The sequence below is a fragment of the Rathayibacter sp. VKM Ac-2760 genome, assembly GCF_009834185.1.
GTDB lineage: Bacteria > Actinomycetota > Actinomycetes > Actinomycetales > Microbacteriaceae > Rathayibacter.
Genome location: NZ_CP047174.1, coordinates 94,019 through 106,952 on the forward strand (window position 1 = coordinate 94,019; position 12,934 = coordinate 106,952).

Below are 12,934 nucleotides of genomic sequence, written 5' to 3' on the forward strand. Positions count from 1 at the left end.
ATATTCGATGTCACCGTTTTGTCACGAATACATCGGATCAATCTGGCGGAGGTACATCTAAACAACGCTTGTCGGGCACAAATCGTGTCGAAACGGTCTGCTATGGTCCGATGACTCTCTCGACCGGAGGAGTTGCGAAAGGAGCACGATGCACACGGCCGACACCCCCGCGGACGTCGTCGAGGCGGCCTCCACCCGCGTCGCGAGCACCGGAGCCGACCGCCCTCAGCGGTCCGGACGGAGCCGGAGCGGCCCGAGGAGCACAGTCGCAGACCTGCGTCTGGGCTCCCTCTCCTTCGGCGGCGCGCAGCTCGGCAACCTGTACCGGGAGACGACCGACGACGAGGCCCGCGGAGCCGTCCATCGCGCTCTCGCCCGTGGCATCCGGACCTACGACACGGCCCCGCACTACGGACTCGGCCTCTCCGAGCACCGGCTCGGCGCGGCGCTGGCGGGAGCACCCCGGGAGACGGTCGTCGTCTCGACGAAGGTCGGCCGGCTGCTCGAGCCCCGCTCCGCCCCGGTCGGCACCCTCGACGACGAGGGCTTCGCCGTGCCGGCCGTCCTTCGCCGTCGGCGCGACTACTCCCGCGACGGCGTCCTCCGCTCGATCGAGGCGAGCCTGCAGCGCCTGGCGCTCGACCGGCTCGACATCGTCTACGTCCACGACCCCGACGATCACATCGAGGAGACGCTCGACGCCGCCCTGCCCGCGCTGATCGCACTGCGCGAGGAGGGGGTCATCGGCGCCGTCGGAGTCGGGATGAACCAGTCCGCCGCACCGGCGCGCTTCGTCCGCGAGAGCGACCTCGACCTCGTGATGCTGGCCGGCCGCTACACGCTGCTCGACCAGAGCGCGCTGCACGATCTGCTCCCCGTGGCACTCGAGCGCGGTGTCGGGATCGTCGCCGCCGGCGTCTACAACTCCGGCCTGCTCTCGCACGGCCGCCCCGCGGCCGACGCCCGCTTCGACTACGCCGCCGCACCGGACGCGATGATCGCCCGGGCGAACGCGATCGCCGACGTCTGCGAGCGGCACGGATCGACCCTTCCGGACGCGGCCGCCGCCTTCCCGCTGACCCACCCCGCCGTCGCCTCCGTCGTCCTCGGCATGCGCACGGCCGAGCAGGTCTCCTCGAACGTCGCGCGCTTCACCGCCGCTCCCCCGCCCGCGCTCTGGGCCGAGCTCCTCGAGCTCGGCCTCCTCGAGCGCGGCACTCCGATCCGGGTTCCGTCCGGCCCCTCCTCCGAAAGGCACTCCTCATGACCCGGATCACGGCCGTGACCGTCACCGATCTCCGCTTCCCCACCTCGCTCAGCGCCGACGGCTCCGACGCGATGAACAAGGACGCCGACTACTCGGCCGCCTACGTGCGCCTGGACACCGACGACCCCGCGCTGAGCGGCTACGGCTTCACCTTCACCATCGGCCGCGGCAACGAGCTGTGCGTGCTCGCCGCGCGGCTGCGCGGTGCCGCGCTCGTCGGCCGCGACGTCGAGGAGATCACCGCCGACCTCGGCGGCCTCTACCGCGACCTGCAGTCCGACTCGCAGGTGCGCTGGCTCGGCCCCGACAAGGGCGTCGTCCACCTCGCCCTGGCCGCCGTCATGAACGCGGTCTGGGACCTCGCGGCGCGGCGGGCCGGCAAGCCGCTCTGGCGCCTGCTCGCCGAGATGACCCCGGAGGAGCTCGTCGCCGCCGCCGACCTGAAGTACCTCTCCGACGCGCTCACCCGCGACGAGGCCGTCGCGATCCTCGCCGAGAAGCAGCCCACGCGCGCCGCGCGCATCCTCGAGCTCGAGGGCTCCGGCTACCCCTGCTACACCACCAGCGCGGGCTGGCTCGGCTACTCGGACGAGAAGCTGCGCCGGCTCTGCCAGGAGGCGGTCGACGCCGGCTACCGGCACGTGAAGCTCAAGGTGGGCGGCTCGCTCGAGGACGACGTGCGCCGCCTCGGCATCGCCCGCGAGGTCATCGGCTGGGACGTCGCGCTGATGATCGATGCGAACCAGGTCTGGGATGTCCCGGAGGCCATCGAGCACGTGCAGGCCCTCGCGCAGTTCCGCCCGCTCTGGATCGAGGAGCCGACCAGCCCGGACGACGTGCTCGGCCACGCCGCGGTGCGCGCCGCCGTCGCTCCGATCGGCGTCGCGACCGGCGAGCACGGGATGAACCGGGTGCTGTTCAAGCAGCTGTTCCAGGCCGAGGCGATCGACTACTGCCAGCTCGACTCCGCGCGGCTGGGCAGCGTCAACGAGATCCTCGCCGTGTACCTGATGGCGCAGAAGTTCGGCGTCCCGGTCTGCCCGCACGCGGGCGGAGTCGGCCTCTGCGAGCTGGTCCAGCACCTCTCGGTCTTCGACTACGTCGCCGTCTCCGGCTCGCTCGAGGGCCGGGTCACCGAGTTCGTCGACCACCTGCACGAGCACTTCGTCGATCCGTGCGTCGTCCGCGACGGCGCGTACGTCGTCCCCTCGCAGCCCGGCTACTCGGCCGAGATCCACCCGGCGACGATCGAGGAGTTCCGCTTCCCCGAGGGGACGTACTGGGCCGACGCCCGCGGCGCCGAGGCGCGGGCGGCACAGGCATCGGCCGCGGAAGCGCTGGTCGCGCGGTGATCCCGTGATCGTCGACGCGCACCTGCACCTGTGGGACCCGGTCCGGCACTGCTACGACTGGCTCGGCCCCCGGCATGCGCCGATCGACCGGGTCGTCACGGCCGAGGAGGCGCTCGGCGTCCTGCGCGCCGAGGGCGTAGGGCGAGCGGTGCTCGTGCAGGCCGCCGACACCGACGAGGACACCGACGCGATGCTCGCCTCAGCGGCGGCGCACCCGGAGATCGTCGGCGTGGTCGCCTTCCTGCCGCTCGAGGACCCCGCCGCCACCGCCCACCGTCTCGAGACGCTGGCGGGCGACCCCCTCGTCGTCGGTGCCCGCGTCCTGGTCCACGACCGTGCCGACCCCGACTGGCTGCTGCGGTCCGCCGTCCGCGAGAGCCTCACCCTGGTCGAGCACGCCGGGCTCGCCCTCGACGTGCCGGCGGTCCTGCCGCGGCACCTGGCGATCCTGCCCGAGCTCGTCGAGCGTCATCCGGAGCTGACGATCGTCGTCGATCACCTCGGCAAGCCGCCTCTCGGCGCCCTCGGGGCGTGGCGGGCGGGCGAGTGGGCGCGGTCGCTCCGACGACTGGCCCCGCTCGGCACGATCGTCGCGAAGCTCTCCGGCTTCCAGTCCGCCCGGGCGGACCCGGCGGAGTGGAGCATCGACGAGCTGCGACCCGTCGTCGACGCAGCCCTCGACGTGCTCGGACCCGACCGGCTGATGTTCGGTGGCGACTGGCCCGTCGTGGAGCTCGCCGGCGGCTACGGACGCGCAATCGGCGCCGTGCGGACTCTCCTGGAGGAGCTCAACGAGCCGGAGCGCGCGGCCGTGCTCGCGGGCACCGCGACGAGGGTCTACGGGCTGGGCGCGTCGTCGGCGGACCGGGACGTGGCGAAGCCCTGGACGTCGTAGAGGTGCGCGTTCATCGCCGTGCGCGCGCGGTCCGGATCCCCCGTCTCGAGGGCGTCGACGATCGCGGTGTGCTGCTGGAAGGTCCGCGCGATCGCGCCCTCCTCCGAGACCGACCGCCAGAGGCGCGAGCGCAGGGTCCGGCTCGACAGCGCCTGGATCAGCGCCTCCAGGACCGGGTTCGCCGCGGTCCGGGCGATGGCCTCGTGCAGGGCGATGTCGGCCTCGAGCATCCGCTCGTGGTCCTCCTCGGACGGCTCGTCGACGAGGTGGGCGATCCCCGCCAGGATGCTCCGCAGCGCCGCGATCCCCTCAGCGCCGAAGGAGCGCGCGGCGAGGGCGGCGGCCTCCGCCTCGAGGACCCGCCGGACCGCGGCGATCTCCACGCTCTGACCCTCGGCCTGCATGTCGATGACGAAGCCCATCGGCGCGATCAGCAACGAGGCGTCGAGCGCGGTGACGTACGTCCCGTCGCCCTGGCGGGTCTCGAGGACCCCCATCAGCGCGAGGGCGCGCACCCCCTCGCGCAGCGACCCGCGGGACACGCCGAGCTCGGCCGCGAGCTCCTTCTCGATGGGCAGCCGGTCGCCGGGACGGAGGGCGCCGCGGACCACGAGCTCCCGGATGCCGTGCACCACGACGTCGGTCTGCGAGCGTGTGGCCGGGGCTCGGGTCTCGGAGTCGGGCATCCACCGATGGTACCGGCGGAACGACCAGCGGCCGTGAGTGATCTGATCTCTCGCGGCAGAATGGCGCGAAGTGGCCGCGATTAGGAGTGTTCATGTCCGAAACATCGAATGTATGCTCGCCTTCGCCCCTGATTCGAAGAGCCCCAGACCGTCACGAGAAGAGGACACCATGCAGATCCAGCGAACCGGCGCCGTCGGCGAGGAGCGACCGCTCGTCGTCGAGAACGGCGAGGCCTTCGACCTCTCCCGCCTCACGGCCGACATCGACGGGCCCTTCCTCGCGAGCGGCGGTCTCGGCCGGGTCCGGGACGCCCTCGACGCCGGCAGCCTCCCGCGGATCGACGTGGCCGGATCCCGCCTCGGCGCACCGGTCGCCCGTCCCGGCAAGATCGTCTGCATCGGACTGAACTACCGCGACCACGCGGCCGAGACCGGTGCGGCCGTCCCGTCGGAGCCGGTCGTGTTCATGAAGGACCCGTCGACGATCGTGGGCCCGTTCGACGAGGTGCTGATCCCCGTCGACTCGACGAAGACCGACTGGGAGGTGGAGCTGGGCGTCGTGATCGGCGCCGAGGCGCGCTACCTCTCGTCCCCCGAGGAGGCGCGAGCCTGCATCGCCGGCTACGTGCTCTCGCACGACGTGTCCGAGCGGGAGTTCCAGCTCGAGCGCGGCGGCCAGTGGGACAAGGGCAAGAGCTGCGAGACGTTCAATCCGCTCGGCCCCTCCCTCGTCCCGGCGAGCGAGCTCGACCCGGCCGACCTGCGGCTCACCCTCTCGGTGAACGGCGTGCCGCGCCAGGACGGCACGACCGCGGACATGGTCTTCGATCCCGCGTACGTCGTCTGGTACCTCAGCCGCTTCATGGTGCTTCACCCCGGCGACCTCGTGAACACGGGCACTCCGGCCGGCGTCGCGCTCGGCCTGCCCGGCACCCCCTACCTCCGCGCGGGCGACGTCGTGCGTCTCGCGATCGAAGGCCTCGGCGAGGCCGAGCAGACCTTCGCGCCGGCGGAGGAGCGATGACCGCCCACTCCGGGGTCGAGGGCCTCGTCGCGATCGTCACCGGCGGAGCCTCCGGGATCGGCGCGGAGTGCGCGGCTCTGCTCGCCGAGCGCGGCGCGGAGGTCGCCGTGCTCGACCGCAGCGTCGACACCGTCGACCCCGGCCTGTTCGCCGTGACCTGCGACGTCACCGACCGCGCCTCCGTCGACACTGCGATCGCCCTTGTCCTCGAGCGGTTCGGCCGGCTCGACATCGTGGTCAACAACGCCGGCATCGGGGCGGTCGGCACGGTCGAGGAGAGCGACGAGGACACCTGGCGACGGGTGCTCGACGTCAACGTCGTCGGAGTCGCGCGGATCAGTGCCGCAGCACTGCCGGCGCTGCGCGCCTCGGACTCCGCGTCGATCGTCAACCTCTGCTCCGTCGCGTCGACGAGCGGCCTCCCGCAGCGCGCGGTCTACTCCGCCTCGAAGGCCGCCGTCTACGGGCTGACCCTCGCGATGGCCACCGACCACGTCGACGACGGCGTCCGGGTCAACTGCGTCAACCCCGGCACCGTGCACACCGGCTTCGTCGACCAGAACCTCCGGGCCTTCGCGGACCCCGACGCCGAGCTGCAGGCGCTGAACCGCCGGCAGCCCATCGGCCGCATGATCACCGTGCGCGAGGTCGCCGAGGCCGTGGTCTTCCTCGCCGGGCGCACCGCCTCCTCGATCACCGGGACCTCCCTCGCCGTCGACGGCGGGATGGACACCCTGCGCGTCCGCCGATGACGTCACTTCGTTCCTCCCCTGAGAAAGGCTGACCAGCATGGTCCAGCGCCAGTTCCCGAAGCCCGTCGAGCTGCTCGAGTACCTCAGCTTCAAGAAGCCCGAGCTCGACGGCCGCAAGCGCCGCCTCGACGCCGCGCTCACCATCGAGGACCTCCGCTCGATCGCGAAGCGCCGTACCCCCAAGGCCGCGTTCGACTACACCGACGGCTCCGCCGAGGGCGAGATCTCGATCGCCCGCGCCCGCCAGGCCTTCGAGGATGTCGAGTTCCACCCCCAGGTGCTCCGGGACGTCGCCGCCGTGGACACCACCGCGACCGTCCTCGGGGCACCCTCCGCGATGCCGTTCGGCATCGCACCCACCGGCTTCACCCGCCTGATGCAGACCGAGGGCGAGACCGCCGGAGCCGGAGCGGCCGCCGCCGCGGGCATCCCCTTCACCCTCTCCACGCTCGGCACCACCTCGATCGAGAACGTGAAGAAGGCGAACCCGCACGGCCGCAACTGGTTCCAGCTCTACGTCATGCGCGACCGCGAGATCTCCTACGGCCTCGTCGAGCGCGCCGCCGAGGCCGGCTACGAGACCCTCTTCTTCACCGTCGACACCCCCGTCGCCGGTGCGCGCCTGCGCGACAAGCGCAACGGCTTCTCCATCCCGCCCCAGCTCACCGTCGGCACCGTCCTCGACGCGCTGCCCCGCCCCTGGTGGTGGTTCGACTTCCTCACCACCCAGAAGCTCGAGTTCGCCTCCCTCAGCGCGACCGGAGGCACCGTCGGCGACCTGCTCGACCTCGCCATGGACCCCACCATCAGCTTCGAGGACCTCAAGGTCATCCGCGAGATGTGGCCCGGGAAGCTTGTGATCAAGGGCGTGCAGAGCGTCGAGGATGCCCACAAGTTCGCCGACTTCGGCGTCGACGGCATCGTCCTCTCCAACCACGGCGGACGCCAGCTCGACCGCGCCCCGATCCCGTTCCACCTCCTCCCCGAGGTCGTCCGCGAGGTCGGCACCGACACCGAGGTGATGGTCGACACCGGCATCATGAACGGCGCCGACATCGTCTCCTCCATCGCCCTGGGAGCGAAGTTCACCCTCATCGGCCGCGCGTACCTCTACGGCCTCATGGCCGGCGGTCGCCAGGGCGTCGACCGCACCATCGCGATCCTCTCCGACCAGATCGTGCGCACCATGAAGCTCCTCGGCGCCCACTCCCTCGAGGAGCTCACCCCGGCCCACGTCACCCAGCTCGAGCGCCTCCAGCCCCGCCCCCGCGCCTGAGCCGGCGCCCCGTGCTGGTCGAGTAGCCGCCGCAGGCGGCGTATCGAGACCCACGTCTTCAGCACGTCGGATCTCGATACGCCCGCTCCGCGGCCTACTCGATCAGCTGGGGGAGCCGACATTCGCCGCAACCCTGCCTCGCAGCGCGGCCTGACGCTGCGCGAGCACGACGGACGCGAACGCCGACCTGCACGAGCGCCGGCCGCGACGCATCCGACTGCGAGCGGGCACAGTCTGAGCGCGACGTCACCGAGGCTCAGGTGACGGTCGCAGAGACCGACTGCCTTGAGCACACCAGGGACGCATCCGTCTCGGCAGCACCTACCAGAACTCCGCGCTCCGGGGGTCATCCTTCCGGTCGTCATCATCTCGATGATGAAGTCGATGACACCCCTCGTCGATGGTGCGCCCGGCGGGAGCTCGGTTCCCGGCGCTCAGTCGTTCTCGACGACGATCGAGCCCGTACCGCGGGTGATGAGGCGATCACCGACCGGCTGGGACGGGCGGGTGTTTCCCGGATGGGCCTCGTCGACCTCGTCAAGCTGCTCGGCGGAGAGCTCGATCGGGGTGCGCAGGACGATCCACTGCACGCCTTCCGTGCACGGAGGGGTGGTCAGGCTGCCCTCGTAGGAGAAGTGAACGAGTGTGGCCGGCAGCATCGAGGCGACGTCGATGTCGATCTCCGGGCCGGCGTCGGTCCCCGCGGTGTCGGCGGCGTTCTGCGTGAAGGCGTCGTAGGCGTCGGATGCGGCGCCCTCGACTGCGAGAACGCCCAGGACGAGGCGTTCGCCGCTCTCGCTCTGATGCACGAAATGGAACTCGGCGTCCGCGGCGACGCCATCGATCGTGTGCTCGGAGGGGGTGTGCACGTGCATCTGCGCGAGCGAATACGTCGTCCCGTCGTACTCGATGCGCGAGGCTTCTCCGTCTGTGCCGATCTGAACCGTGTGGCCTGTGTCCTCGACCTCGCCTTCGGACGGCCGGCTGTCGAGCGTGAGGGACGGTCCTGCGGCGGTCGTCGAAAAGGGGATGTCGATCGGGGACTGACGTCGGCCAGTCCCGCAGGTCGCAAACCCGTCCTCGAGTCCGCCCCATCCTGTCGGGCCGGAGTCACCCTCGTACGACCAGTGGGTCTGTTCGGCAGCGGATGGCGGTGCGGGCATGGGTGCAGCGGTCCCCGAGCCGGATGCGCACCCGGCGAGCAGGAGGGCCGCGGCGGAAGCCGTGATGAGCGGGAGGGTTCTCGAGCGGGTCATGAGCGGGGTCGCGTTCCGCCGGCGCTGGTGTGGAGGCCGGCGAGGAAGAGCTCGATCGAGTCGCCCAGATCGAGCGTCGATGTACGAGAGCTCGACGGATCCACTTGTGCGGCGAGGAGTTCGGTATCGGTGATGCGGGCGGCGATCTGCGGCATGACGAGTCCTTCGGGTGAGGCGATGCGGTATGCGTCGCTGTTCTTCGAGACTCGCCGAGGCGAGCGTTCCGCTCGTCGTCCACACGAACCGTCCGGAGTCGTCCGGATGCGGTAGACCCGAGTCGTCACGCTGGGAAGCCCGCGCGGTAGGCGAACGACACGAGCTGCGCTCGGTCCCGTGCACCCACCTTCGCCATCGCGCGGTTGGCATGCGTCTTGACGGTGAACGGGGAGACGAACAGCTGCTCGGCGATAGTCGCGTTGTCCAGGCCCGTGGCGATCGCTGCGACGATCTCGCGTTCTCGCGGGGTGAGGGCCGCGAAGCGGTCCTGCATCGCGGTATCGATGGTCGGGCCAGCGGCCTGCGCCGAGACCTGGCCGATCAGCAGGGCGCTGGCAGCGCTCGAGAGGGCGCCGCCTCCGGCCGCCACCTCACGGATGCCGTCGGCGAGGGCCGTCGGCCCGACTCCCTTGCTGAGGAATCCGTTCGCCCCCGCGCGGAGGGCGGCCAGGACGTTCTCGTCGTTGTCGAAGGTCGTCAGCACGACCACGCGAAGGTCTTCGGCGGCGTACCGCTCGCGGAGGCGCCGGGTGGTCTCGACTCCGTCGATGCCCGGCATACGGATGTCCATCATCACGACGTCGACGTCGAGGGAGCCGATCGATTCGAGGGCTGCGAAGCCGTCGCTCACCGACCCGACGACGTCGATCCCCTCCTGCTTCGTGAGGATGGCCTGGAGTCCCTCTCGGATCATCTCCTGGTCGTCGACGATCAGAACTCGCACCATCAGTTCCTCCTTCCCGCGATGGGCAGTTGCGCCACGACGCGGTACTCGTCGTCGTTTCCCTCGATCCTGAGCGTGCCGCCGGCCGAGTGGGCGCGCTCGCGCATCCCGATCAGCCCGAAGCCGCGAAGCCCCGGTTCCCGATCGAGGACTCGGCGGTTCGAGATCGAGAGGGTGAGAAGCCGCTTCTCGGCGCGCACCGAGACGGAGGCGGAGCCGACCCCGTGCTTCTGAGCGTTCGTGAGCGCCTCCTGGACAATGCGGTAGGCCGCGGTCGAGACCTCGGGGTCGAGGCCGGCCGGCGCATCGATCAGCTCGGCCTCGACGACGACACCGGCGGCGCGATACGACTCGATGAGCGCGGGAATCCGTGCGAAGTCGGGGGTCGGGGCGGAGTCGGCGGAGGTCTGCGTGTCGGAACGGAGCACGTGCAGCACCCGCTGCGTCTCGTGCAGGACCGACTGCACGCTCGTTCTGGCTTTCTCGAGCGATGCACGCGACGTCTCCGCCCCGTCGGGGAGACTCACTTCCGCAACTCCGAGGTGGATGCCGAGCACCGCGATCTCGTGGCCCACCACGTCGTGCAGGTCGCGGGCGATGCTGAGCCGCTCCTCGGCGACGCGACGGTGGGCATCCGCTTCCCGCGCGGCGATGGCCTCGACGGCGCGGCTCTCGACCTCCTGCTGGAACTGCGCATAGCTGCGCAGCGCAGTACCGGCCGACGCGAAGGCGAAGGACATCGCCGCGGCAGCTAGCGCGGTGGGATTAGCCCAGCCGATGTCCTGGAACATCACGATCGAGACGTAGCTGACGAGGCCGATGAACGCGCCGACCAGGGGTCCGGAGAGCCCCCGGAGCGCGATCGCGAAACCGGTGAAAGCGGCGAGGTTCCAGGAGACGACCGGGTCCGTCCGGAGCGCCACCGAGGAGAGCGGGCCGAGGACCAGGACCAGCGTGCCGAGCCGCAGCCTCGTCCGGGTGCTCACCGATCCCCGAGGAACGAGGTCGCGGATGATCGCGACGCCGAGGAGGGACACACCGAGTCCCACGTATCCGCCGATCCCCTCCTCGACCTGCCGGCCGTCGGTGATGCCGTTGGCGACGAGCGAGACGAGCGCGACGACACTCGCCACCACGGTCACGATCAGGCTGCCCAGGTCGAGCAGGCGGAGACGCCGCGTCGATGCGCGGCCGCGCACGCTGAGGTCGAGGAGAACGGAGGACACCCCTCATGGTCACAGGCCGGAGGTCGCCACCCGTACTCCCAGCGCAGTAGTCGCGCGCAGGAAGAGAGGAGGCGTCGTCTCTCGAATCGGTCGGGTCCGGTGGAGCGCCGGCTACGAAGAGGGGGCGGGCTCGACGAGTGCGCGTTCGGTGGTGATTCCGATCGCGTTCACGAAGCGGTCCACGACCTTGACCATGTCGATCGAGGGGTCGTAGAGCCATTGCGTCTGCAAGCCGTCGATGACGGCGAAGATGAGAGCAGCGAGTTCCTCGGGAGTGAGGCCGATATCGATTCCGGTGCCTTCGTCGAGCTGTGCGATCTGGTCCGCGGCGATCGCGCGGATGCGACGGTAGCGTTCTCCGAAGTAGACGTGCGCGACGTGATCCTTCTCGGTCGCCTCGTTGCTGACTCGCGACACGAGTTGAATGAAGCCCGGCTCGCCGATGTTCGCTCGCACTGCGTCCACCACGGACTGGCCGAGGTGAGTCGGGGCCGCCAACTGAGCTGCGACCACCTGGAAGTCGGCGTCGCGGCGGCGCAGGATCTCCGCGAAGAGCCCGTCCTTCGACCCGAAGTAGTGGAGTAACGCGGTCTGACTGAGGTCGACGGCCTCCGCGAGTTCACGCACGGTGGTCTTGCTGTAGCCGCGCTCGCTGATCATGATCAATGCGGCTTGCAGGATCTCCTCGCGCTTCGCTCGACCTTTCGCGTACGGTCCCCGTCGTGGCATGTGGGCCATCGTAGTTGCGGCGCGAGCGCCCTAGCGAACCCCTCGTACCGGGATGATGGCGAACGCTGAGATGAAGACGAGCACGGCGGCCGCGACGTAGACCATTCCGTAACCTCCGGTGATCACCACCACCTGGGCGCCCAGCGCTGGCGCGAGCGCCTGGCCCACATTGCTTCCGAGATTCGCGACGCCGAGGTCCCGGCCCGCCTTGTCTTTCTCCGGGAGAACGTCGATGAACATCGCTTGGTCGACGGCGAGGTAGACGCCGAAGGCGACGGAGACGAGCACGTTCGTCAGGAAGAGGCCGGCCACAGTGGGCCAGATGAGCGGCACGAGGAGTGCCAGGCCCATGGCGACGGAGGCGGTGATGACGAACACCTTGCGTCGTCCCAGCTTGTCGGACAGGCGCCCGGAGACGAGGAGGGAGACGATCATGAACGGAAGCCCGACGAGGCCGAGCAATGGTGCGATCGACGTCGCTTCGACCTGCGAGAGCGCAGGTCTGACATAGCTCTGCAGGACGAAGAGCGAGAACGACCCCGACAGCGTGTACCCGAAGGTGAGCACGAGTCGGGCGATCCACACCCAACGGAAGTCGCTCGTCCGGAGGGCGACGGTGAAGCCGGCGAGGAACTCCTTCCATGCGAACGGCGAGACAGCCATGTTCCGAGACGATCGATCTCGTACGAACAGCACGAACAGCACGCCTCCGGCGAGCACGATGATCGCGGGCACGACATAGGCACCGAGGCCGAGGATGGCGAACAGGATTCCGACGGCGACACCACCGAAGACTCCGCCGAGCATGTTGCCCAGGCCACCCAGCGCTGATGCGGTGCCGCGTTTCTCCGCGGGAACGCGGTCGGCGACGGTCGCCGTCAGCCCCGACTGCGCAGCCCCGACACTGAGGCCGATGACGCAATAGAGGGGAATGAGGATCGCGAGGGTGGGGGCGAACTGGATGGTCGCCAGCCCGATGGCGCCGACGACGGAGCCCATGAGGATGTACGGCGTGCGGCGACCCCATCGCGACCGGGTGCGGTCGGAGATCTCGCCGATGACGGGACCGAAGAGCATCGTCAGCAGCGTGCCGAGCGTGGTGACCAGCGCCAGCGACTGGGCTCGGGCGCGATCGAAGTCTGCCAAGGCGTCGAGCTGAGTCTGCTGGGCCGGTGTGGCGGAGGCCGTACCCGCCTCGACCGCGGCCTTCAAGTCGGTGAGAGCCGCGAGATCGACACTGGCCGACGCACCGGAGAAGAAGTTGGCGAACTCGAGCAGCTGCACCTGATTGGGGAGCAGCACACCCGAGGCCGCCCCCCACACGCTCGTCACTGCGGCTGTCCCGAGCGCGTACCAGAGGAGGTAGCGGCGGAAGGGGCGCGGGGCAGTGATCGGATCGCTCACCCGCGTCGACGCGGTGTTCGTCTCGGAATACGCAGCACTGCCGCCGGGAGTAATACTCATGTCCGTCCAATCGCCGGTGATTGCAGGTCGACGACCACGGAGGACGCATCAGAAGAGGTGGCTCACC

General features: G+C 70.1%; 13 protein-coding genes. 6 read left to right on the top strand and 7 right to left on the bottom strand.

The window, feature by feature from the left end; genetic code table 11:
- Positions 1-148: 148 nt before the first annotated feature.
- The 3 genes from GSU72_RS20165 to GSU72_RS20175 are packed head-to-tail and all read left to right on the top strand — an operon-like array spanning position 149 to position 3,514.
- Positions 149-1,267 (top strand): aldo/keto reductase, encoded by a 1,119-nt coding sequence (locus GSU72_RS20165; protein WP_159987053.1) that lies wholly within the window; start codon positions 149-151, stop codon positions 1,265-1,267.
- A complete protein-coding gene (locus GSU72_RS20170) occupies positions 1,264-2,619 on the top strand; it encodes an L-fuconate dehydratase (protein ID WP_159987054.1) in 1,356 nt (451 codons plus the stop codon). Before GSU72_RS20165 ends, GSU72_RS20170 begins: the two co-directional genes overlap by 4 nt.
- A 4-nt stretch (positions 2,620-2,623) precedes the next feature.
- Positions 2,624-3,514, top strand: a complete 891-nt coding sequence (locus GSU72_RS20175) for an amidohydrolase family protein (RefSeq protein ID WP_159987055.1) — start codon at positions 2,624-2,626, stop codon at positions 3,512-3,514.
- On the opposite strand, the gene GSU72_RS20180 is transcribed toward GSU72_RS20175, so the two are convergent.
- Positions 3,457-4,200 (bottom strand): FCD domain-containing protein, encoded by a 744-nt coding sequence (locus GSU72_RS20180; protein WP_159987056.1) that lies wholly within the window; start codon positions 4,198-4,200, stop codon positions 3,457-3,459. The two genes, GSU72_RS20175 and GSU72_RS20180, sit on opposite strands and share 58 nt — an antisense overlap.
- Before the next feature lie 169 nt (positions 4,201-4,369).
- Here GSU72_RS20180 and GSU72_RS20185 point away from each other — a divergent pair, with 169 nt between their 5' ends.
- From GSU72_RS20185 to GSU72_RS20195, 3 genes are read left to right on the top strand one after another with little or no spacing between them, the layout of a single operon-like run.
- Positions 4,370-5,224 (top strand): fumarylacetoacetate hydrolase family protein, encoded by an 855-nt coding sequence (locus GSU72_RS20185; protein WP_159987057.1) that lies wholly within the window; start codon positions 4,370-4,372, stop codon positions 5,222-5,224.
- Positions 5,221-5,976, top strand: coding sequence for an SDR family oxidoreductase (locus tag GSU72_RS20190; RefSeq protein WP_159987058.1), 756 nt, complete (start codon positions 5,221-5,223; stop codon positions 5,974-5,976). Before GSU72_RS20185 ends, GSU72_RS20190 begins: the two co-directional genes overlap by 4 nt.
- A 37-nt stretch (positions 5,977-6,013) precedes the next feature.
- Positions 6,014-7,252, top strand: coding sequence for an alpha-hydroxy acid oxidase (locus GSU72_RS20195; protein ID WP_133962805.1), 1,239 nt, complete (start codon positions 6,014-6,016; stop codon positions 7,250-7,252).
- Between the two features lie 434 nt (positions 7,253-7,686).
- Here the strand turns inward: GSU72_RS20195 and GSU72_RS20200 are convergent, their stop codons facing one another.
- The 6 genes from GSU72_RS20200 to GSU72_RS20225 form a co-directional block, all read right to left on the bottom strand.
- Positions 7,687-8,415: a carbonic anhydrase family protein gene (locus GSU72_RS20200; protein WP_159987059.1), complete on the bottom strand. Its 729-nt coding sequence runs from the start codon at positions 8,413-8,415 to the stop codon at positions 7,687-7,689.
- Between the two features lie 89 nt (positions 8,416-8,504).
- On the bottom strand, positions 8,505-8,663 hold the full coding sequence (locus GSU72_RS20205; RefSeq protein WP_159987060.1) for a hypothetical protein: 159 nt from the start codon (positions 8,661-8,663) through the stop codon (positions 8,505-8,507).
- Between the two features lie 125 nt (positions 8,664-8,788).
- On the bottom strand, positions 8,789-9,451 hold the full coding sequence (locus tag GSU72_RS20210) for a response regulator transcription factor (RefSeq protein WP_159987061.1): 663 nt from the start codon (positions 9,449-9,451) through the stop codon (positions 8,789-8,791).
- Positions 9,451-10,674, bottom strand: coding sequence for a histidine kinase (locus GSU72_RS20215; protein ID WP_159987062.1), 1,224 nt, complete (start codon positions 10,672-10,674; stop codon positions 9,451-9,453). Before GSU72_RS20215 ends, GSU72_RS20210 begins: the two co-directional genes overlap by 1 nt.
- Positions 10,675-10,785: 111 nt before the next feature.
- Complete coding sequence (locus GSU72_RS20220; RefSeq protein WP_159987063.1) at positions 10,786-11,403, bottom strand: TetR/AcrR family transcriptional regulator; 618 nt, start codon at positions 11,401-11,403, stop codon at positions 10,786-10,788.
- Positions 11,404-11,433: 30 nt separating this feature from the next.
- A complete protein-coding gene (locus GSU72_RS20225) occupies positions 11,434-12,867 on the bottom strand; it encodes an MFS transporter (RefSeq protein ID WP_159987064.1) in 1,434 nt (477 codons plus the stop codon).
- Between the last annotated feature and the right edge of the window lie 67 nt (positions 12,868-12,934).

What these genes read in the sequence shown, in the direction of transcription:
- GSU72_RS20165 (WP_159987053.1), top strand. Translation starts at nt 149, where the DNA reads ATGCACACGGCCGACACCCCCGCGGACGTCGTCGAGGCGGCCTCCACC.
- GSU72_RS20170 (WP_159987054.1), top strand. Translation starts at nt 1,264, where the DNA reads ATGACCCGGATCACGGCCGTGACCGTCACCGATCTCCGCTTCCCCACC.
- GSU72_RS20180 (WP_159987056.1), bottom strand. Translation starts at nt 4,200, where the DNA reads ATGCCCGACTCCGAGACCCGAGCCCCGGCCACACGCTCGCAGACCGAC.
- GSU72_RS20185 (WP_159987057.1), top strand. Translation starts at nt 4,370, where the DNA reads ATGCAGATCCAGCGAACCGGCGCCGTCGGCGAGGAGCGACCGCTCGTC.
- GSU72_RS20190 (WP_159987058.1), top strand. Translation starts at nt 5,221, where the DNA reads ATGACCGCCCACTCCGGGGTCGAGGGCCTCGTCGCGATCGTCACCGGC.
- GSU72_RS20195 (WP_133962805.1), top strand. Translation starts at nt 6,014, where the DNA reads ATGGTCCAGCGCCAGTTCCCGAAGCCCGTCGAGCTGCTCGAGTACCTC.
- GSU72_RS20200 (WP_159987059.1), bottom strand. Translation starts at nt 8,415, where the DNA reads ATGCCCGCACCGCCATCCGCTGCCGAACAGACCCACTGGTCGTACGAG.
- GSU72_RS20205 (WP_159987060.1), bottom strand. Translation starts at nt 8,663, where the DNA reads ATGCCGCAGATCGCCGCCCGCATCACCGATACCGAACTCCTCGCCGCA.
- GSU72_RS20210 (WP_159987061.1), bottom strand. Translation starts at nt 9,451, where the DNA reads ATGGTGCGAGTTCTGATCGTCGACGACCAGGAGATGATCCGAGAGGGA.
- GSU72_RS20220 (WP_159987063.1), bottom strand. Translation starts at nt 11,403, where the DNA reads ATGCCACGACGGGGACCGTACGCGAAAGGTCGAGCGAAGCGCGAGGAG.
- GSU72_RS20225 (WP_159987064.1), bottom strand. Translation starts at nt 12,867, where the DNA reads ATGAGTATTACTCCCGGCGGCAGTGCTGCGTATTCCGAGACGAACACC.